At 47.4% G+C, this 21,030-nt stretch carries 16 protein-coding genes and 1 CRISPR repeat array; of the genes, 6 read left to right on the forward strand and 10 right to left on the reverse strand.

Annotated elements, in window-relative coordinates; genetic code table 11:
- Window positions 1–41: 41 nt before the first annotated feature.
- The 3 genes from KEF85_RS14915 to KEF85_RS14925 are packed head-to-tail and all read right to left on the reverse strand — an operon-like array spanning window position 42 to window position 5,205.
- Window positions 42–2,969 carry a DUF748 domain-containing protein gene (locus tag KEF85_RS14915; protein WP_215581932.1) on the reverse strand — a complete coding sequence of 976 codons (2,928 nt, stop codon included), beginning with the start codon at window positions 2,967–2,969 and terminating at the stop codon, window positions 42–44.
- A gap of 18 nt (window positions 2,970–2,987) precedes the next feature.
- Window positions 2,988–4,760, reverse strand: coding sequence for a hypothetical protein (locus KEF85_RS14920; protein WP_215581933.1), 1,773 nt, complete (start codon window positions 4,758–4,760; stop codon window positions 2,988–2,990).
- A gap of 49 nt (window positions 4,761–4,809) precedes the next feature.
- A complete protein-coding gene (locus KEF85_RS14925) occupies window positions 4,810–5,205 on the reverse strand; it encodes an RNA-binding S4 domain-containing protein (protein ID WP_215581934.1) in 396 nt (131 codons plus the stop codon).
- Window positions 5,206–5,419: 214 nt separating this feature from the next.
- Between KEF85_RS14925 and bamA the strand changes: the two genes are divergently transcribed.
- The 6 genes from bamA to dnaE all read left to right on the forward strand — a co-directional run bounded on the left by bamA (window position 5,420) and on the right by dnaE (window position 13,812).
- The gene (bamA, locus tag KEF85_RS14930) at window positions 5,420–7,717 is read left to right on the forward strand and encodes an outer membrane protein assembly factor BamA (protein WP_215581935.1); all 2,298 of its coding nucleotides are present in this window, start codon (window positions 5,420–5,422) and stop codon (window positions 7,715–7,717) included.
- Between the two features lie 88 nt (window positions 7,718–7,805).
- Entirely contained in the window at window positions 7,806–8,306 is a 501-nt protein-coding gene (locus tag KEF85_RS14935) for an OmpH/Skp family outer membrane protein (RefSeq protein ID WP_215581937.1), read from the forward strand.
- 86 nt (window positions 8,307–8,392) lie between these two features.
- The gene (gene fabZ / locus KEF85_RS14940) at window positions 8,393–8,836 is read left to right on the forward strand and encodes a 3-hydroxyacyl-ACP dehydratase FabZ (protein ID WP_215581939.1); all 444 of its coding nucleotides are present in this window, start codon (window positions 8,393–8,395) and stop codon (window positions 8,834–8,836) included.
- A complete protein-coding gene (gene lpxA / locus KEF85_RS14945; protein ID WP_215581941.1) occupies window positions 8,837–9,607 on the forward strand; it encodes an acyl-ACP--UDP-N-acetylglucosamine O-acyltransferase in 771 nt (256 codons plus the stop codon).
- 2 nt (window positions 9,608–9,609) lie between these two features.
- A complete protein-coding gene (gene rnhB, locus KEF85_RS14950) occupies window positions 9,610–10,176 on the forward strand; it encodes a ribonuclease HII (protein WP_215581943.1) in 567 nt (188 codons plus the stop codon).
- Window positions 10,177–10,311: 135 nt separating this feature from the next.
- Window positions 10,312–13,812: a DNA polymerase III subunit alpha gene (gene dnaE / locus KEF85_RS14955; protein WP_215581945.1), complete on the forward strand. Its 3,501-nt coding sequence runs from the start codon at window positions 10,312–10,314 to the stop codon at window positions 13,810–13,812.
- Between the two features lie 213 nt (window positions 13,813–14,025).
- A CRISPR array of direct repeats spans window positions 14,026–16,618; the repeat unit is 29 nt; unit sequence CGGTTCATCCCCGCATATGCGGGGAACGC.
- A gap of 79 nt (window positions 16,619–16,697) precedes the next feature.
- On the opposite strand, the gene cas2e is transcribed toward dnaE, so the two are convergent.
- From cas2e to cas7e, 7 genes are all read right to left on the reverse strand, one after another.
- On the reverse strand, window positions 16,698–17,000 hold the full coding sequence (gene cas2e, locus KEF85_RS14960) for a type I-E CRISPR-associated endoribonuclease Cas2e (protein WP_215581947.1): 303 nt from the start codon (window positions 16,998–17,000) through the stop codon (window positions 16,698–16,700).
- Window positions 16,981–17,892, reverse strand: coding sequence for a type I-E CRISPR-associated endonuclease Cas1e (cas1e, locus tag KEF85_RS14965; RefSeq protein ID WP_215581949.1), 912 nt, complete (start codon window positions 17,890–17,892; stop codon window positions 16,981–16,983). The genes cas2e and cas1e overlap by 20 nt, the downstream gene beginning before the upstream one ends.
- 51 nt (window positions 17,893–17,943) lie before the next feature.
- On the reverse strand, window positions 17,944–18,180 hold the full coding sequence (locus KEF85_RS14970; RefSeq protein ID WP_215581951.1) for an AbrB/MazE/SpoVT family DNA-binding domain-containing protein: 237 nt from the start codon (window positions 18,178–18,180) through the stop codon (window positions 17,944–17,946).
- A gap of 146 nt (window positions 18,181–18,326) precedes the next feature.
- Window positions 18,327–18,416 (reverse strand): type I-E CRISPR-associated protein Cas6/Cse3/CasE, encoded by a 90-nt coding sequence (locus KEF85_RS17140; protein WP_425515603.1) that lies wholly within the window; start codon window positions 18,414–18,416, stop codon window positions 18,327–18,329.
- A gap of 101 nt (window positions 18,417–18,517) precedes the next feature.
- Complete coding sequence (gene cas6e / locus KEF85_RS14980) at window positions 18,518–19,204, reverse strand: type I-E CRISPR-associated protein Cas6/Cse3/CasE (RefSeq protein ID WP_215581953.1); 687 nt, start codon at window positions 19,202–19,204, stop codon at window positions 18,518–18,520.
- The gene (cas5e, locus tag KEF85_RS14985) at window positions 19,188–19,988 is read right to left on the reverse strand and encodes a type I-E CRISPR-associated protein Cas5/CasD (RefSeq protein ID WP_215581955.1); all 801 of its coding nucleotides are present in this window, start codon (window positions 19,986–19,988) and stop codon (window positions 19,188–19,190) included. The genes cas6e and cas5e overlap by 17 nt, the downstream gene beginning before the upstream one ends.
- Window positions 19,988–21,022 carry a type I-E CRISPR-associated protein Cas7/Cse4/CasC gene (cas7e, locus tag KEF85_RS14990; protein WP_215581957.1) on the reverse strand — a complete coding sequence of 345 codons (1,035 nt, stop codon included), beginning with the start codon at window positions 21,020–21,022 and terminating at the stop codon, window positions 19,988–19,990. The genes cas5e and cas7e overlap by 1 nt, the downstream gene beginning before the upstream one ends.
- Window positions 21,023–21,030: the final 8 nt, after the last annotated feature.

The raw sequence follows: 21,030 nt of genomic DNA on the forward strand, positions 1-21,030 counted from the left end.
AAGAAATCGCATTAATTGCGCTGATTATAATATCACTGCATTCACTGTGCCGCATTTAAGGACAAAACCGAAGTAATATCTGCAGCATTAGCTTGCTCCAACTCAGGTGACAGTATATAGATGCGATTGATATCAACCTGACTTTTTTCTATCATGTACTTAGAAATAGCATTGGCTCTGGCAATTGCCAAATCATTCAGCTTTTGGGCATCGGGCAGCATCACAGCTTCCAATTTCTGCCGCGCGACTGTGTAAAATTCCGCATCCGGCTGGGACTTGATGCGTGGCCTACCCAACAGCGAGTAATCGATGTCGGCCGGAAACACTTCTTTGAAAAACTTTTCCAGCAAGCGTTTATATTCATCTTCGGACAATTCGATATATTCGGACCGAATTTTTTTGCCGGCATCTCTTAACTCGCCGGATTTCATTTTTTTGAGGATATCGGTTAAAGCATCAAACCGCATCTGCGGCCAGTCCAGAACCTGATAAGCTTTGCCTTTTACTTCCAAAGTCAGGCCTGGCTTGCTTTGTAAGGCTTTGCCCAGTTGATCAAGCTTTGCCGTTTCCTGACTGTCCAACTCAGCACTTCCGGCAGTAAATTTAACTGCGCTGTAATCGTGTTCATCACTTAATAAATCCCCAAAAGCCTGAAACGGTGACGAGACCAGTTTAGTAATGAGATTGCCGACTACATCTACTATCAAGGCCCCAACACTAAACTGAGGGTCGTCCAGGCTTCCAGTTACCGGAAAATCCAGATTAATTTTGCCGTCGGCATCTTTCAGCAAGGCTATGGCCAATCGCAAGGGTAAAGAACTGGCATGGGGGTTTTCCACTTGCTCACCCAGGGTGAGCTGATCGATAAAAATTTTATTCTGCGCGGTGAGATTGCCATGATCGACCTTGTAACTCAAATCCAGCGCCATCTGGCCTTTTTCAATTTTATAACCGGCAAAATCGGCCATATACGGCGTAATCAAAGGCAAGGGCATGTGGGAAAAATTCAGGGTAATATCGGAATTGGCGGTATTGAGCTGATAAAAACCTTTGATGTTGACCTGAGCGATGTCATAAACCTTGCCGCGCAGCAGTAATTTAAGCTTGGCGTTTTGCTGCGAGGTAAATCCATCGACAGCACCATTCAGCGCATTCATTTCGGCAATAAACGGCAAAATCAGGGAATAATCGGCAAAGTCGGATCGACCATCCTTGACTTCAACACTGCCGATACTGAACAGCGGATTTTTTTCTGGCGTAACGGGCGCCGGGGCTGGTACTTCTGCCGGCGCGGTTTTCGATGTGGTTTTTGTGGGGATAATATCTGCCAGATTAGTACGATGGTCTTTTTGAATAATAAAGCGCAGATATGGCCGGTCGAATAATACCTTGGCTAAATTAAAACTTTGCTGGGCCAAATCAATATCGATTTGTTGGAGCTGCAAATCGGCCCATTTCAGAAAATCTTTGTTTACCACTTTATCGCGGGTGAGCAGATCAGCGATATCGGCATCGCCGTGAAACACCAGTTGCAGATTATCAGCCTGCTTTACCTGCAGATTGCCGTGACTGTTAAAGCTGCCATTGACCAATTCCAGATTCAGATAGTTATCCAGATAGCTTTGAAAGTCTTTTAAGTGTATGCCATTGATGTCCAGCGTCAAATCTGCGGTCATGGGCTTAAGGCTGATATTGCCGTTAACTTTTAGATTACCCTGTTGATTAAAAACGGCGCTGAACTGCATCGGCAAAGGCTCGGCCTGGGCATTGCCGAATTTGCGCAAATTAAAATTAATGGCGCTTAGCTGTAAAACCGGTGGGATTTTCTGGCTTTGATCGCTGAATTGGATTTGATAGTTTTTGAGCAGCAATTCGTCAAGGCAGATATGCCAGTCTGGCTGGGATTTAACCGGCGCTGCCGGAGTAGCGGCAGGTTCAGTTGTGGCATCTGGGCTTGGAAACAAGGCTTGATAATTGATAAGGCCATCTGCCTGCCGCCAAGCTTTAATGGCGGCATCGTTACTGCTAAGCTGGGCGATAGTGAGTTGTTTTTGCTTGAGATCGGCGCTGATACCGGTCAACACAGTAACAGGCAGATCAATTAAGGCTTCACCCCGACTTTTTTCGACAATTTTGAGTTGCTTAATGGCAATTTCGCCATGTTCAACCTTAGCATTTAATATGTTTTCCAGCACCGCAGCCTGATAATCGGCTTGGACATTCACATGACCATCCGATATTTCCAAGGGCAGGCTTTCCTGACCCAGCAGTTGCCAGATTTTAGCTAAATCCAGGCTTTCCAACTGCAAATGCCCCTTGGACTCCAGAGGTATCAGACTTAATTCGCCTTGCCATTGCAAACGTCCGCCAGAGGCTATTTGCAAACTAAAATCGACCCCAGCTTTTGTTTCATCAAGCGTAGACAAATGGCTGACACTAAGATTAATCGGCAAAATGGATTCACGGCGTGATGTTCCAGACTGACTATCCTGCCAGTGGGCTTCACCGTTTTCTATGCTTAAGCGACCAACCAGAAAAGCCGGCAGTTTGGTGCCGCCCTGCGACTCCGGCTGTGGGCTGTGTTTGACCGGCATACTGGTGAAATTAAAGCTGCCGTTGGCGTGGCGATGCACATACGCACTGGGCTTAAGCAAGGTAATATCCTCAACCACCAGCGCCAGATGACGGATGGATGCCAAAACACCAACATTAACCGCCAGTTTCTCAAAACCGGATAAGGGCTGCCCCTCAGCTTCCGCCAGTGAAAACCCGGTTATAGCCAATTCCATACTGTACGGATTGAAACTTACTTGGCTTAGCTGAGCTTGCCAGCCGGTGTTTTCCAAAATTATCGCCGGCAATTTAGTCCGCAATAAAGTCGGTAATATATAAAAACCCAGTAAGGTATAAAACGCCAGAGCAAAACAAAATACAGCGGCGATAATCTTTTGGTTTTTGGTAATCGCCATCTGTGCGTTGCTCCTGACTTAATGCAAGCTGTTTAACAAGTCCGCTTCTATTCGGCACCCACCTAAATCGGGATAATCAGCAATATTCTGTTCAAAATCCCGAAAAGCCGGGTGCTGTAGAGTGATACGGACTATTTTGCCCTGCACCAATTCAAACTCCAACGCTCCACCTTTTTCACGCGGACTGCCGGGCTTGGTGGCAAATAGAATAATCCCGATATTTGCCAAAGGCTGCCCCTGTTCCTGAGCCGGACGGGCACAACTATAACTCTCCACATTCAAACCCAAAAACATAGCGGCTAATTGGCCGGCGTTAATCACCACGCCCTCGTCTGGAATCACCGGCACTTGCAGCATAGCTTCCAGCCCGAAATTGCTTAAATGATTTTGTACCAGGACACTACCGTTGCCACTTTTATCAGTATTTAACAACGGATAAAGCTGGTGGGTCATTTCGTCTTTATCAGGATTTTTGACCGCGGCCAACAATTGCCGGGCCAGTGCTTGTATGGTATTGATAACCCCTTCTTTTTTCAAGCGCGAACTGGTGATTTGCTCCCAGTCCTGTGGAGTATTGACAGACAATTTCATGTTTTTCATAGCAATATAATCTTCATCTGCCAAACAACCGGCAAAGCCATTACTATGATATTGCTCAAGCAGCTTGGGCCTGAGTTGGTCGGTCATGGCCAATTGCTGGGAAATATTGAAATTTTTCCAATCAGGTGACTGATTAAGAAAATAATACAACACAGCATCGCGATCGTATTTATTAAAGCCCAGATCTTTCATGACCAGTTTGAGTTGGCGACACTGACTTTCCACCTGGCTGTAATTTTGCCAGTCCGGCTGGAGATTGGGTTTGTCGGCCTGATTAAGCTGATCCAACACTTGCCGAAGCGGCATCTGGCCGCCGGCACTCTGAATGGGAACATGCCAAAGTTCCGGCAAAGATAAGTCGTGAGCATCCGGCAGCCCGTCGCTACCGGTTTTGAGTAACAGTGCGGGGGTAATTTCCGGATAAATTCGCAATTCCCCAAGCAAGCTGGCTTCAGAAGTCCAAAATTTGGCGCCGCCATCTATGACTTGATAAACCGGCAAGCGGTCTCCAACCAGACTACCGCTATCGCCGCTTAATTGCACATAGGCCGGCAGGGTATGGGTCTCGGAGCTGACTTTGGTAGCCGGCGGAGCTTTAACTGCCGCCTGCTGGCTGCCGTCCACCCAGGTACCGGCCAGTTTACCCATCACCGCAACACCGGTGCCGACACCGGTTAATGCCAACAAATTACCGGCGGCATTGACATCATTGACAACTTGACTGAGATTGCTGTCGTGGCTGTTACTGGTGAGAAAACTGTAATCAAGCTGGGTATCTTTAGCGGCATCCAGTCGCAACCAGGGAGTTAAATTAGCTTTTTTGGTTTCCAGTTTGAAATGACAGGTGCCGATGGCAGCCTGATATAAAAATCCGCTGACTTCCTGTTTAAGCTTGATGGCATCATTACGCACATTGAACAATAAAGCGGCAGAAATGTCCGCGTTTTCGTAGTGAGATCCCATGTCACTGCAGCCGTTTTTTAAGGCATTGCCACCTTTAAATTCAAATTCGGAAATAAGTTGCACATAGTAATCATCAGCCGCCACCCCAGCCTGACCTTTTAAGGGTTTTAGCGGCGTGATTTCGGTTTTTGGATAATCCACGGCCAATTGACGGGTGCTGCCGCAAGCTTGCAACAACACGAGAGCCAATAAACTGATTTTTATTACTGTATCTTGGCGTAACACCATTATCTAATCCTAAAGTTACCTAAGTGCAAGTCAATCGATTGTAGTTTGCTCAGAAATCCTGTTTGAAACGATGTATCTGCCGGCGTTGTTTTTTATTGGGTTTATGTTCACGTTCGGAAGGATGGATTAAAGCCTGTTGCTGCTTATGCAGTTCTTGCTGTTGCAGACGTTTGTTGACGCTGGCGGGATCTTCCAGATACATTAAAACCGCATCTTTGGCGGCCCGGCGCTGTTTGGTCAGAGCGGTGACACTGATTTGCCAAGTATAGCCATCCTTGCTAATGGTAAGCACATCGGTTAATTTTACATCTTTACCCGGCTTACAGCGTTGACCATTGATATGAACTTTACCGCCACTAACAGCATCTGCTGCTAACTGGCGAGTTTTGTAAAAACGCGCCGCCCACAACCATTTATCTATTCGTTCTTCGTTTAATTCAGCCATATCCGGCTCCGCTACTCAAGTCCATAGTGTAACTATTGTTGATGGGGCTTGGAAGGATTTTAACGCTGGCACAGTTTGGGCAACGACAAAGCCGAACAGATTGACCAGTACTGTTTAAATGACAACAAATACCCGGCATTTTGCATCTGCCCGGTTCTATAAGTTCGCCCTCATGGTACAATTTTGCAATTTATTGTTTTAGTTGGTTGACCGCGTGAAAATAAATCCGGTTTTTCGAGTGTTAGTGTGGAGTTTCCTTGCAGTTAAATCTGTATGGGCAGCCGACAGCTTTATTGTTGACGATATTCAGGTACGAGGCCTGCAAAGAATTTCCGCTGGTACGGTATACAACTACTTACCTGTGTCTATCGGCGAAAATTTTACCGAAGAAAAACAGGCTGCTGCGATCAGAGCCTTGTTTAACACCGGTTTTTTCAAGGACATAAGCCTGGAAAAACAAGGCAATACTCTGGTGGTGATCGTGGAAGAACGGCCATCGGTAGCCAAGATTTCGATTGAAGGCAATAAAGATATTAAAAAAGATGATCTGAATGAAGCTTTGAAAAAGATCGGCCTGACCGAAGGCAAAGTTTACAACAAACAGATTCTGGATAAAGTCGAGCAGGAGATGCGTCGCCAATATTTCAGCCACGGCAAGTACGGCATGAAAATCAAGACCGAAGTATCAGAACTGAGCCGCAATCGAGTCGGCATCCGTATCGAAATTTCCGAAGGCAAAGTTGCCAAAATCAAGCAAATCAATATTGTCGGCAATCAGGCATTCCCCAATAGCGTGCTACGCAAAGAATTTGAACTGAGCACCACCAACTTTTTGTCTTTTTATTCCAAAGACGACCAGTACTCCAAACAAAAACTCTCTGCCGATCTGGAAAAACTCCGCTCCTATTATCTGGACCGGGGCTACATTAATTTTTCGATTGAGTCCACCCAAGTGGATATTACTGCCGACAAAAAAGAAATTTATATCACCATCAATGTTAAGGAAGGCGATATTTATAAACTGGAAAAAGTGAAGCTGACCGGTGAACTGATCGTGCCGCCGGAAGAACTGGTGAAGTTGGTCAAAGTGGGACCGGGGGAAATTTTCTCTCGGAAAAATGCCACGGAAACCTCCAAGGCTATTTCAGACCGCTTGGGTAACGAGGGCTATACTTTTGCCAACGTGAATATGGTGCCGGAAATCAATGAATCACAAAAATCCGTAGCCATGACTTTTTTTGTTGATCCGGGCAAACGCGTTTATGTGCGGCGTATTAATGTGAAAGGCAATACCAAAACCCGTGACGAGGTAATTCGCCGGGAAATGCGGCAAATGGAGTCCAGTTGGGCCGCAGGAAACAAAATTGAGCGCTCGAAATCCCGCCTGGATCGGTTAGGCTTTTTTGAGGAAGTTGGCCTGGAAACACCGCAAGTGGTGGGTGCAGCCGATCAGATTGATGTTAATTATACGGTTAAGGAAAAAGCGTCCGGTAACTTGCAGGCCGGTGTCGGTTATTCTCAGGTACAAGGTATAATTTTTAACGCCAATATTTCTCAGGATAACATTTTTGGTACCGGTAAGCGGGTTGATCTGGGCTTCAATAACAGTAGCATTATGACCCGGTATAATTTGGGTTTTAATGACCCCTACTATACTTTGGATGGGATTTCACTCGGCTACAATCTTGGTTACGCCACCCGTAACGCCTATGCCGCCAACTTGGCCAGCTACAATACCACTATTGCCAATGGCAGCATGAACTTTGGCATCCCTTTAAATGAATTTAATCGCTTGGGTTTTGACCTTGAAGCCAAACACACCCAGATTTCTTCGACTTCGTTATCATCCACACAGATTATCAATTATATTAAGGAAAACGGCAGCACTTTCAATACCTTTTCCACATCTGCAGGCTGGACTCATGACACGTTGGACAGACCAACTTTTTCACATAAAGGCGGACAGCAAAGAATTTCCGGCTTGATTACCGTACCGGGCAGTGATCTGGATTTATTTAAAATCAGCTATAAACACCAGCATTTCTTCCCCATCTCCAATGATTTTACTTTTAGACTGCTAGGCGAGGTTTCGCATGGCGGCAACTATGGCAAGACATCGGTTTATCCGTTTTTTGAAAACTATTATGCGGGTGGTACCGGCGATGTCAGGGGCTTTATGCAGAATACCATGGGCCCGCGTGACTCCTATAACCGGCCATTTGGTGGCTCAACCAAAGCAGTTGGTAAAGCTGAACTGTTTTTTCCGGTACCGTTGTTAAGCGATCTTAAGTCAGTCCGGGTGGGCGCTTTTCTGGATGGCGGCTCTTTGGCTAACAACTTTAACCTGTCCGGTTCAAACAGCCTGGATCATTTCTTCCGCTATTCAGCAGGTCTATCCGGCGAATGGCTGTCGCCTTTCGGCGCATTGGCGGTCAGTATTGCCCATCCCCTCAATCCGCAGCCTAATGACTTGACCCAAGCCTTCCAGTTTACCTTTGGCTCTGGATTTTAGTTTGGTTTAAATGTTTTTTACCTTATAATTGAATACTGTATTTTGTCCTAATTCCCCCCGAAAAACTAAGCTGGAGATGGTTGTAACCATGAAAAATAGAATTACCATGTTTTTAATGCTGATGTTGGTTGCCGGTGTCAGCCAAGCAGAACTGAAAATCGGTTTTGTTAATGTCGCCAAAGTATTGGAAAAAGCGCCGCAAGCAGCCAAAGCCAAATCCCGGCTGGAAACTGAGTTTTCGCCGCGTGACAAAGCGCTGGTTTCTCAACAAAAAGAAATTAAAAGCCTGGAAGACAAATTGGGCCGCGACTCTGCTGTGATGGGTGATGAGGAACGTCGCAAACTGGAAAAAGATATTGTCGATAAAAAACGTGATGCGGCCAGATCTCAGCAAGAATTTAGCGAAGATTTTAATATGCGCAGAAACGAAGAACTGGGCAATTTGCAAAAACGTATCGTAGAAGCGGTGCGGGCACTGGCTAAAGAAGAATCCTTTGATCTGTTGCTGACCGATGGCGTAATTTACGCTAATGATCAGATTGATGTGACTAGCCGCGTCCAACAAAAACTGGAAACCTTATCCCAATAAGCTCCGTTGTTTAAGCCAGGGGAAAATGGCCGTGCCGGTTAATGGCGTGGTGTTTCTCTCCGTCTCTAGGATATGATTAAGCCACAATGACCGGCACACTTGATATTTTACAAATCCAGGAATTTTTACCACATCGTTACCCGTTTTTATTGGTTGACAGAGTGCTTGAATGTGAACCCGGAGTTCGCCTGCTGGGTCTGAAAAACGTGACTTATAACGAACCGTTTTTCCAGGGCCATTTCCCGCATGCGCCGATATTTCCGGGTGTTTTGATTATAGAAGCCCTGGCTCAGGCCACAGGTTTACTGGCCTCACAAAGTGATGAATCTTTGGGTAAAGGGGTTACTTATTATCTGGCGGCAGTTGATAACGCCCGATTTAAACGGCAGGTGGTACCTGGAGATCAGCTAATGCTGGAGATTAAATTTCTGAAAAGCAAACGCAATATCTGGTCATTTGATTGCCGGGCAGAAGTCAACGGTGAATTAGCGGCCAGTGCGCAAATCATGTGTGCGGCAGCGGTAAGTTAAATGATTGATCCTAGAGCGGTTATCCATAAAAATGCCGAACTGGCCAGTGATGTTAAAGTCGGGCCGTTTTCAATCATCGGCGCTGATGTGCAGATAGATTCCGGCACCGAGATTGGTCCTCATGCAGTAATTAAAGGCCCAACCTCAATAGGTAAAGATAATGTGATTTATCAATTTACCTCAATTGGCGAAGACCCTCAGGATAAGAAATACGACGACGAAATCACCAGCCTGGAAATTGGCGACCGCAATGTGATCCGTGAGTTTTGCACCATGCATCGCGGCACTCAGCAAGACAAAGGCGTCACCACTATCGGCAGCGACAATCTGTTTATGGCTTATACCCATGTGGCACATGACTGCCTGATTGGCAATCGTGTGATTATGGCCAATGGCGCATCAATTGCCGGTCATGTGCATATTGGTAATTTTGCTATCCTGGGTGGGTTTACCCTGGTGCATCAGTTTACTCAAATCGGTGAGTATAGTTTTTCGGCGATGGGCAGCGCCATTACCCAAGATATTCCGCCGTTTGTGATGGTAGGCGGCAGACCTACCCGGCCACACGGCATAAACTCGGTAGGCATGGAACGCAACGGAGTGCCGCCGGAAGTCATCAGACAAATCCGCAAGGCTTACAAAATTCTGTACAAAAGCAATCTACGCCTGGAAGATGCCATAGAAGAAATGGAAGACATGGCCGGTGAAAGCAATGAGCTTTCCAATATGGTGAGTTTTCTGCGTAACGTCACCCGAGGCATACTCCGATAAGCTTGCAACGCATTGCCGGCATTGATGAAGTAGGCCGGGGCTGTATTGTCGGCCCGGTTATGGCTGCGGCGGTAATTCTTGACCCTGCCAGACCGATAGCCGGACTTACCGATTCGAAAAAGCTCACCGCAAAAAAACGCCAGTTACTGGCAGAACAGATCAAAGCTAATGCCTTGGCCTGGGCAGTTGGCCGCGCAGAAGCCAGCGAGATAGACCGGCATAATATTTTACAGGCCACCATGATAGCAATGCAGCGTGCTTATGCGCAGTTGGCGATCAAACCGGATTACGTAATGGTGGACGGCAACCGCCTGCCTAAACTGGATAGACCGGGGGAAGCGGTTGTTCAAGGCGATTTGTTGATAGCGGAAATTTCGGCCGCCTCAATTTTAGCAAAAGTAGCACGCGATACCGAAATGCAAACCCTGGACAAACTCTATCCGGGCTATGATTTTGTGGTACATAAGGGCTATCCAACCGCAGTGCATTTGCAGAAACTGCAAACCCTGGGTGTGACGGCACAACATCGAAAGTCATTTGGGCCGGTGAAAAAATGGCTGCAGAATTAACGCAAATATAACTTATGCTATCGCAGTAGTGGCGGCCTACACTCTCGATTCCGCGCTGCTGCATCAAGACTACGCAGGATGCCCGTAAGCTTAACATCATCACCCTACTTTTAAATTCTTTTGCCCAATACCGAGATGCAGCCAAACTTTATCCATCTCAGAATTCATACCGAATTTTCCCTGCTTGACGGCATCGTCAGAATTAAGCCGCTGGTTGCCAAACTAGCTCAGTTTGGCATGCCCGCCGCCGCAGTTACCGAGCAAAGCAATATGTTTTCGCTGGTAAAGTTTTACAAGGCAGCGCAAGGTGCCGGCATCAAACCCCTGATTGGCGCGGATGTACTGATTTTCAATGAAGAAGAACCCAGCGCCCCTTTCCGGCTGACTTTACTGGCACGCAATCAAAAAGGTTATATCACCCTGACCGAACTGATTTCTCAAGGCTATCAGCATGGCCAACATCAGGGCATCCCTATGCTGCAAAAAAGCTGGCTGGCCGCCAACCATCAAGGACTGATTGCTTTATCCGGAGCCATGGAGGGCGATGTGGGCGTAGCCTTACTGGCCGACAACCTTGCTCAGGCCAAACTTTGCGCCGAATTTTGGCAAAACTTATTTCCAGACAGTTTTTATATTGAATTACAGCGAGTAGGTAAAGCAGATGAAGAACGTTATCTAAAACAAGTCATAGCGCTGGCAACAGAATTGACACTGCCGGTCGTGGCAACCAATGATGTACGCTTTATCAATAAAACCGATTTTGACGCCCATGAAGTGCGGGTATGTATCAACCAGGGCCGCGTCATGGACGACAGCCGTCGCCCCCGCAATTATACCGATCAGCAATATTTACGCACAGCCCAAGAAATGGCCGAGTTATTTACCGATATCCCCGAAGCATTGGCAAACAGCGTGGAGATTGCCAAACGCTGTAATGTAGAATTAACCCTGGGCGAAAATTATCTACCCGACTTTCCAGTGCCTGAGGGAATGACGCTGGACAGTTACTTTAAAGAAGCTTCCCGGCAGGGCCTGGAAGAACGCCTGCAGCAATACGCACCGATAGGCAAAGGCAGTTTTACCGAAAACCGCCTAGTGTATGACGAACGCCTGGAAACCGAATTAACCGTGATCACCCAGATGGGGTTTTCCGGCTATTTTATGATCGTAGCAGACTTTATCCAATGGGCAAAAAAAAATGCCATCCCAGTGGGGCCGGGCCGGGGTTCCGGCGCCGGGTCGCTAGTGGCTTATGCGCTAAAAATCACCGATCTTGATCCGATAGAATTCGACCTGCTATTTGAGCGCTTTCTTAACCCCGAACGGGTATCCATGCCGGATTTTGATATCGACTTTTGCATGGAACGCCGGGATGAAGTCATTGATTATGTGGCCGAGCATTATGGCCGCGACCATGTTTCCCAGATTATTACCTATGGTTCAATGGCGGCAAAAGCGGTAATCCGCGACGTGGGCCGGGTAATGTCAATGTCCTACGGTTTCGTGGACAGACTAGCCAAATTGATACCATTCGAAATCGGCATGACCCTGGAAAAAGCTTTGCGGGACAGCCCCGAACTAAAAGCCCTGTATGACAGCGAAGAGGATGTTAAATCGCTGATTGATATGGCCCGCTCACTGGAAGGCATCTCCCGAAATGCCGGCAAACATGCCGGCGGCGTGGTTATCTCCCCCACCAAACTAACAGACTTTAGCCCCTTGTACTGTGAACAAGGCGGCGGCAACCTAGTTACCCAATTTGACAAAGATGACGTGGAAGCAGTGGGCCTGGTCAAGTTTGACTTTCTAGGCTTACGCACCCTAACCATAATCGATTGGGCGCTGCAAACCATCAACCAACAACGCGCCCAGCGCAACGAAGCCCCGGTCGACATCAGCCAAATTCCCCGTGACGATGCCGCCAGTTATGAGTTATTAAAAAAAGCCCAGACCACCGCCGTTTTCCAGCTAGAGTCGCGCGGCATGAAAGAACTGATCAAAAAACTAAAGCCGGACTGTTTTGATGACATTATTGCCCTAGTGGCATTATTCCGTCCCGGCCCACTGGAATCGGGCATGGTGGACGATTACATCAACGTTAAACACGGCGCCAAAGCCGAATACGCCCATCCCCTCCTGATACCGATTTTAAGCCCTACCAATGGCGTTATTCTGTATCAGGAACAAGTAATGCAAATCGCCAGGGAAATGGCCGGCTATACCCTGGGCGGAGCAGACATGCTGCGCCGAGCTATGGGTAAGAAAAAACCCGAAGAAATGGCCAAACAACGGGAAATCTTTACCCAAGGCGCAGTTAAAAATGACATAGCCGAATCAATTGCCAGCTACATTTTCGACTTGATGGAAAAATTTGCCGGTTATGGTTTTAATAAATCCCATTCCGCAGCTTATGCACTGGTAGCCTACCAAACCGCCTGGTTAAAAGCCCATTATCCGGCAGCCTTTATGGCAGCGGTAATGTCATCGGACATGGATAATACTGACAAGGTAGTGGTACTAATCGAAGAATGCCGGGAAATGAAGCTGGAAATTTGTCCGCCCGATCTGAACGTATCCGCTTACCGGTTTACAGTTAATACCAAAAACCAAATCGTCTACGGCATGGGCGCCATCAAAGGCGTGGGTGAAGCCGCAATTGAAGATTTGCTGGAAGAACGCAAACACAATGGGCTTTTTTCCGGCTTATATGATTTATGCAAACGGGTAGACCTGCGCAAAGTTAACCGGCGAGTTTTGGAAGCACTAATAAGAGCTGGGGCACTGGATGGCATTAACCCCAACCGGGCCGCGCATCTGGCAGAATTAACCACCGCACTGCGGGTAGCCGAACAACACGGCAAAATGGCCGAAGCCGGCCAGAATGATTTATTTGGCCTGGCAGTACAAGTGGAAGTAAGCGATGGCGAAAACGAAGCCTATTCCAGCTTTGTAGAACCCTGGACAGAAAAAGAGAAACTGGATGGCGAAAAACAGACCCTAGGGCTATTTTTAACCGGCCATCCCATTAATGAATATCTGCCGGAATTAAAACACATCACCTACGGCAGCCTGGGCAGCCTGCAAGCCGATGCCGAACGCTCCAGAGGCAAAATGGAAGGCCGTTATGCCGGCATGATAGTGGACATGCGCACCCGGCAAACCAAGCAAGGCAAAATGATGGGCTTTGCCACCCTGGATGACCGCAGTGGCCGCTTGGAAGTGGCGGCTTATAGCGAAGTTTATAATAAATACCGGGATTTGCTGAACAAAGATATGTTACTGGTTGCCGAAGGCAGCCTGGGATTTGACGACTTTACCAACAGCCTGCGCCTAACCGCCGACAAGCTGTACAGCATCGATCAGGCCAGAGAAGTATTTGCCAGAGGCCTGGTATTGCGCTGGCATCACGCGGAATGGCCGGCAGAGCGCCCATTTAGCGATGAGCTGCTGGCCATTTTGCAGCCGTTTGCCGGCGGCATGTGTCCAGTGAGTATAGATTACACCACCCCCACCGCCAAAGCCATACTGCAGCTGGGTGACGAATGGCGGGTGCGGCCCTGCGACGAATTGCTGATTAAACTACGGCGGTTCTTGGCCGCTGAGAATGTGGAGTTAAGGTATACCAACAAACTTTAGCACTTGGCGTAGCGTAAATCGATTCCGCATCACTGTATCAAGAACGTTTGCTGTTTTGTGTCGTTTACAGCAAAAAAATCGGCTACTTGAAAGCCCGTAGCCTCGATGCAACGCAGTGGAATCGAGGGATTCGCAGCGTAACCTTCATCAAAGAATAGTTAGTGGATTTGTATCTACTCATCATAAGGAAGGCCGTTTACAGGCCCCCTAAAACGAATCATCCCCGCATATGCGGGGAACGCAGACCAATTGCGGCAAGCTTGGATGGTGCAAGCGGTTCATCCCCGCATATGCGGGGAACGCGTCACCCATGACATTACGAACCATTGCGGCATCGGTTCATCCCCGCATATGCGGGGAACGCAACAATAATTCGTGATGGCTCGGCCATGTCATCGGTTCATCCCCGCATATGCGGGGAACGCTTAATGCCGCGCTTGCCAATGCCTGCGGGTTTCGGTTCATCCCCGCATATGCGGGGAACGCCAATTAAGCCACTGGCCGATATTGGATTAAGCCGGTTCATCCCCGCATATGCGGGGAACGCGAGCCATCGCCGAGGCTGATGCTAGACTGGGACGGTTCATCCCCGCATATGCGGGGAACGCGTACAGCGTTTCGGTGAAACTATTTTCCCTGCCGGTTCATCCCCGCATATGCGGGGAACGCAAACAATTCCAGACGGATTTAAGCGCGCGAGTCGGTTCATCCCCGCATATGCGGGGAACGCAATGCGAGAGAATTTTTTTCATTTTTGCCAACCGGTTCATCCCCGCATATGCGGGGAACGCGAAAGATTCAAATGGATATTGGGGACAAACTGCGGTTCATCCCCGCATATGCGGGGAACGCCACGGCTGTTGCGCCGGCATTAGCAGTACGGGCCGGTTCATCCCCGCATATGCGGGGAACGCGCCGGAATTTGTTTCATTATAAAACGTCAATATGGTTCATCCCCGCATATGCGGGGAACGCTTGAAGATGGGATAGAAATATGATCACTAAGTCGGTTCATCCCCGCATATGCGGGGAACGCCCGCATGTCAGCGTGGCTAGTAACATATTGGACGGTTCATCCCCGCATATGCGGGGAACGCAAAAATTCCTCACCTGTTTGCAGATTAACGGCCGGTTCATCCCCGCATATGCGGGGAACGCTTTCTGGCATGACCAATTCTGAGTTGCAGCAACGGTTCATCCCCGCATATGCGGGGAACGCCTGAACATATTGCGGCCCGGTTAATCCTACTGCGGTTCATCCCCGCATATGCGGGGAACGCCGATGGCTCTTTGTATGGCGGTCTGAAAAAGCCGGTTCATCCCCGCATATGCGGGGAACGCGGTATTTGCTACCACTCCTATCGCCGAAACGCCGGTTCATCCCCGCATATGCGGGGAACGCGACACAGCAACAATGGCAAGCATTTAACCCATCGGTTCATCCCCGCATATGCGGGGAACGCAGCGCTTGTGTTGCGGTAGTATCATAAATTGACGGTTCATCCCCGCATATGCGGGGAACGCTCCCCACATTATCTGACCAATGAATTCTACGATCGGTTCATCCCCGCATATGCGGGGAACGCGCAAAGCACCAACGCTTCCGCGTCCAAAACCTCGGTTCATCCCCGCATATGCGGGGAACGCTCCAGCGCCAATAAAAAACGCTTTAATTGTTCCGGTTCATCCCCGCATATGCGGGGAACGCACATCAATGAGATAACGGCCGTCGAATCCGGTGGGTTCATCCCCGCATATGCGGGGAACGCTTGGTGTATGAAGGGTTCAAGACGTGGCCGCGCGGTTCATCCCCGCATATGCGGGGAACGCATAAATTCCCAAATATCGCCGTAACCATTAGCCGGTTCATCCCCGCATATGCGGGGAACGCCCCACGCCAAGAGCCGATAAACCGTTGTACGACGGTTCATCCCCGCATATGCGGGGAACGCTGACATTATCAATGACGCTGCCCGGCTTTTTGCGGTTCATCCCCGCATATGCGGGGAACGCTACATAATCGGGATGTAAACTAGGCTCTATCGCGGTTCATCCCCGCATATGCGGGGAACGCCGCAACGCCATGGTATTTTCTCGATCTGCCGGCGGTTCATCCCCGCATATGCGGGGAACGCGGTAACATTAATTTCGGTACCGGCGTCATAATCGGTTCATCCCCGCATATGCGGGGAACGCTACCGGTTTACCGTTAAGCATGATCGGATCAACGGTTCATCCCCGCATATGCGGGGAACGCAACGCCAGGCAGCCTAATCATGCACTCTTGGCCGGTTCATCCCCGCATATGCGGGGAACGCGATGACCACTTAGGCTAAATAGCCAATGAATTCGGTTCATCCCCGCATATGCGGGGAACGCTGTGAAAATCATCCGCAGAAATTCGTACATAACGGTTCATCCCCGCATATGCGGGGAACGCATGACATTAAATTTATCTCAACTCGGAAAATACGGTTCATCCCCGCATATGCGGGGAACGCAATCACCTAATCCTAACCCAGATGCATATAAACGGTTCATCCCCGCATATGCGGGGAACGCAGCGGAGCCGTGCCTGATGTTAATGGCGTATACGGTTCATCCCCGCATATGCGGGGAACGCGCTGGTTTGTTGTCTAATAAATTTCCAGATGCCGGTTCATCCCCGCATATGCGGGGAACGCGCATCCATCAGCCGGGTAAGAACAGGCATAAGCGGTTCATCCCCGCATATGCGGGGAACGCGGAAATCGGAAGACCGGCGATTTTAACTTTGCCGGTTCATCCCCGCATATGCGGGGAACGCACTAATTCTAACTTATTGTTAGCTAAACAGAAATGACTCTGCTAAATTTCTACCGATTTTCTCGGTATTTTCCAAATTGTTAAAGAGCCTGATTTTCATCTTCGGAGGGAGGAAAAAACGAAACTAATTTAAGCCCATCCAACTCTACCGGCAGGCGGCGATTTTTACCCAGGGTGACAAAATCAAAGCCCGATTCGGTGTTGGTAGACCATACCATTACCGCATTACCATCTTCTATTCCCTGCTCTATTTGCGACCAAATCATATCTCGCACTTTGGCAGACAAATCACCAACATAAACGCCGGCACGAATTTCAATTAACCACACGGCTAATCTACCGCGCAACCTGGGTGGGACGTTTTCAACTACGATGACCAACATCGCCTATGCTCTCGGGATTGGGAATAGCCGGCGCTATGGATTCTTCTGTGGGTTTGGGAAGTTCAAGCTCACCAGCCGCCAGCACCTCTTCGATGGTGGGAATAATTTTTTTAAGGATTTTACTCTGGCGAAACACATCTCGGCACATCAGCCGCACTTCTCGCTCGGGATTGGGATAGTTCTTCGCGGCAATTTTAAAAGCTTGCGGAACAATATCGTCAAATTTAAACAAATCAGCTATGTCATAAACAAATGATAACGGCTTACCGGTATGGATAAAGCCAATGGCAGGCGCATAACCTGCTGCCAATACAGCCGCCTCACAAATACCGTATAAACACGAGGTTGCAGAGCTAAGACAGCGATTGGGCATGTCGCTATTATCCCATTCACTATAATCATAATTACGGCCTCTCCATTCCACACCAGCCTGTTTAGCCAATAATTGGTATAGCTTTCTGACTCTGGCACCTTCGATACCGCGCAATTGCTCAACGCTACGCCGCTCTGGCGGTTTTTCGCCAAAACGGAATTCGTACATTTTGCGGACTACCTTTAAACGTGCGGCATCATCCAGCGCTAATTTGGCTTGATACAATAGACGATCAGACCGAGCACCACCAGGTTGACCTGCGGCATATAATCTGACACCAGCCTCGCCCACCCAGACTAGCAAAGTTCCGGCTCTGGCAGCCAGTGCGGCGGCATGATGAGAAACTCGGGTACCCGGCTCCAACATAATACAAGCGATACTGCCCACCGGTATGTGGGTACGAATGCCGGTTTCGTCGATCACCACAAATGCGCCGTCTTTGACATCAATCTGGCCTTTCTGGATAAATACCAGCGAGACGCGTTCTTTCATGGCGATGGGTTTGAGGGGTGGAAGCATCTGGTTATGCCTGCACGATATAACGCACTAATACATTGGTATGTAAGCCAATCATGATTCGGCTGCACCGCTGGCAATCACTTCTTGCATGGCTTCCAGCGTCAATATTTTTCTTGTGGCCGATAACATGCCTTTGAGCTTGGTGATTAAAGCTGTAACCGGCAACAGCCTTATTTCGCCTGCATCACTCAGCACCAATTCAACCGCATCACCTGGTTGCAAATGCAACTGCTTGAGTATCAACTCGGGAATAGTGATTTGCCCGGTATTACTTAAGATGACTTGCATATTGGCTTACCTAGTTTTTTGAACAAGTTTGGGCATATTATCATTGTCGGGTTAGCTTTTTTAGTATTGATTTACAAAGTTTATCCATGTGGCAACAGAATTATGGTATCGACCTTAACAGTTAATATTGCCCCCAATAGCATAGACTATTGTGTGCACCTAATCATCAATAAACCACAACCAAAAGCCTTGGCGCGACCTATGCCTTGGTATATGGCTTGCTCGAATTTTTGCACATCGGTGATTTGCAATTCCCACTAAAATCAACTCTGCTAAAACCGGATTTGTCGCCTTCTTGTTTGGTTTTTAAGAAAAATCGCACTAATTCCTTCCTTTTTTAAACCCTTGCTACAGAAAGTAAACCACAACCAAACGATTTGGCCGAGCCAATGCCTTTAAACATCACGGCCTTAAAATCTTCAGCATTTACCACCTCAAGTATTCCTTCAAAATCCAAGGTTCTAATTAGAAAAGGATGTCTGTCTTCTGCATTGACTTTAACCTCATACTCCCAATCGTTACCAATTGCTACATCCCAATTTTTGACAGCAAAGCCATGTAGTAAGCCTTTATTTACTAGCCACTTCATCCCTTTTTCTTGAATGAGTTCATCCAAAGAATAATCATCAACGCAACAAGTACCTTCTCTTTTAAGTTTATGCTTGGCATCCACAATAAGCCCAAATTCTTTCATTTTGCCATTTTCCCAACGTTTAACTATCGGATTGGCGCGTAATTTAAAACGAAAACTTTCGCCTTCTGTAATTTTCGGATCGTATAGTGGCGAAACATAAACAGTCATGCACTTTGTGGATTCAACTTTATTTGCCGCCAACAATAAAATGCTTTGCACATTCTTATATTGATCATATTCCACCCGGTATAAAAAATCCCGTTTTTGGTTTTCATTACGACTCACTAAACCCCAAATTTGCTGATGCAAAAAGTAAGCGTCTTTTTCATATTGCCGCTTATGTTTTCGCGCATGATCTTTATCGAGAATAATTTTATGCAGATACATCATGACCTCGCTTGATACTCACATAATATTCGTCCCTATCGGTAAATTGCCAAGTGCTTTTATTGACAGGCTGATCACGGCGACTTAATTTCATTTGGCTATAGGGCAGGCTTTCTTCGCTGTAATACGCAATTGTTTCAACAGATTTGGTCAACAAAGCCAATTCCTCTTGAAAGTTAAATTCGGCGGCATTAATAGCTTGCTGACAATTGTCGCCTTTTTTAATTTGAGCTTCCAAAGGTAAACTTAATGGACAGGATTTTCGACCCAGATACAAATTGAATATTGGCTTTTCCAGAAACTGGATTAAACCATTTATCTGCGTAATTTCAGGCCTCAATTTATCCCAGGAGATTGAATTATTAGCATTTTCTGACAAAGCAATGGTATAAAGCGCATCGCAATAATAAGTTCGGCTTGACTGGATTGCCCCTGCTTCCGCATTACTCTGAGATTGAATTACCCGCCAATTGATTGCCGCTATTTCATCAAGCCGCGTCCAATAATCTTTGCCTCTGTCGTTCTTGATGGCCTGTTCGCTCGGAGTTTGTATCGTATGATAATCTTCAATGGGTACACCAAAAGTATCCACTCTGACAGAAAACTGCAATTTGAATAGTTCTCTCAATTGATCTGTATCATCTCGTTTAATACCCAAGGCTGCCGCCAACAGACCAATCACCGCAGATTTTGATGGATAGCGATAACTGGGGCGAATATTGCCTACTGCAATATCCCCCCAAGAAGCCAATGCACCATGCAATCTAAAAATTAGATAGCTTTTCATCAGAGCGTACCAACAAAATCCAAAATGTCTTGCAACGTACCCTCACCAAACAGGTTCATCTCTTTTTCTTGCGGTTTGGAGTAAACCGTATTGAATTTGTTTTTGATGTCTTGCAGTTTCTCAATCGCTTTTTCCGGCTCGGCAGTGGACATGGCTTTTAAAAAAGCTAGCGATAAGTTGCGCGGCTGGGCATCGCCTTTTTCTGCCAAAATATAAAACGCTTGGGCACGATTGGCGTAGCTGTTTTGTTTGCCAGTAGGAGCAACCACAGCGGCGGTTTCGGTCAACGCCTTAACCGCTTGTTGCGCCAATGCTTTATCTTTAAGGTTTTCTAACAATAGTTTGGTGTCAATACACAGATACAAGTAATAAATAGCCGAGACAAATTCTTGTTCGCCCATGTGCGCCGAACCGTGTTTATTCAAATCATCTACAGCGGTGAAAAAATCGGGTTCGATCTCCACTTCGTTGATGGAAATAGCATGGGCGACTTGCACTGCTGCTTCTGAATTTGCATCAGGGCGCTTGGCAATCATTCTGCCAAACATTGCAAGATCAATATTTCTTGGTGTTTCATCTAACAACGCTTCTAGTTGTTCTTTCGTTGGCTCTTTCTCTAACTCTAAATTAACTACTAATGCTTGAATTCTCTCGATTTCAGTTGTAGAAAAATGAATAGGTTGCTCTGTGACAGCATCTTTTTTTCCTTTAGGAAGATTAACAAAGACTTCTAATATCGTTTTTGCAAACTTAGATGCTTTTTCTTCGCCATGCTTTGCTAGTAATTGGCCATATAAATTTAATTCCTTGTCAAAAAACAGCTCGCGTGTTCTTTTGCCTATTCGTAAACCTTGCTTCTCCCAAATTTCTGAAGTTCGCCATGCCCGTTTCAGGCTTTGCGAAGAAATACGAGAACGCTGAGTTCCGCCCACGACGGCTACTTTTGGTTGGCCTAATTCATCACGATTAGGGTTTGATGGCGGATAAGATACCAATAAATGGAGTTGGATAAAACGATTATTAATTTCAGTCATGGTTATTG

Origin of the sequence: Methylomonas paludis, assembly GCF_018734325.1 — a bacterium.
GTDB classification, from domain to species: domain Bacteria; phylum Pseudomonadota; class Gammaproteobacteria; order Methylococcales; family Methylomonadaceae; genus Methylomonas; species Methylomonas paludis.

Coding starts and splice junctions, on each gene's coding strand:
- KEF85_RS14915 (WP_215581932.1), bottom strand. CDS start 2,969: ATGGCGATTACCAAAAACCAAAAGATTATCGCCGCTGTATTTTGTTTT.
- KEF85_RS14920 (WP_215581933.1), bottom strand. CDS start 4,760: ATGGTGTTACGCCAAGATACAGTAATAAAAATCAGTTTATTGGCTCTC.
- KEF85_RS14925 (WP_215581934.1), bottom strand. CDS start 5,205: ATGGCTGAATTAAACGAAGAACGAATAGATAAATGGTTGTGGGCGGCG.
- KEF85_RS14935 (WP_215581937.1), top strand. CDS start 7,806: ATGAAAAATAGAATTACCATGTTTTTAATGCTGATGTTGGTTGCCGGT.
- fabZ (WP_215581939.1), top strand. CDS start 8,393: ATGACCGGCACACTTGATATTTTACAAATCCAGGAATTTTTACCACAT.
- lpxA (WP_215581941.1), top strand. CDS start 8,837: ATGATTGATCCTAGAGCGGTTATCCATAAAAATGCCGAACTGGCCAGT.
- dnaE (WP_215581945.1), top strand. CDS start 10,312: ATGCAGCCAAACTTTATCCATCTCAGAATTCATACCGAATTTTCCCTG.
- cas2e (WP_215581947.1), bottom strand. CDS start 17,000: ATGTTGGTCATCGTAGTTGAAAACGTCCCACCCAGGTTGCGCGGTAGA.
- cas1e (WP_215581949.1), bottom strand. CDS start 17,892: ATGCTTCCACCCCTCAAACCCATCGCCATGAAAGAACGCGTCTCGCTG.
- KEF85_RS14970 (WP_215581951.1), bottom strand. CDS start 18,180: ATGCAAGTCATCTTAAGTAATACCGGGCAAATCACTATTCCCGAGTTG.
- cas6e (WP_215581953.1), bottom strand. CDS start 19,204: ATGATGTATCTGCATAAAATTATTCTCGATAAAGATCATGCGCGAAAA.
- cas5e (WP_215581955.1), bottom strand. CDS start 19,988: ATGAAAAGCTATCTAATTTTTAGATTGCATGGTGCATTGGCTTCTTGG.
- cas7e (WP_215581957.1), bottom strand. CDS start 21,022: ATGACTGAAATTAATAATCGTTTTATCCAACTCCATTTATTGGTATCT.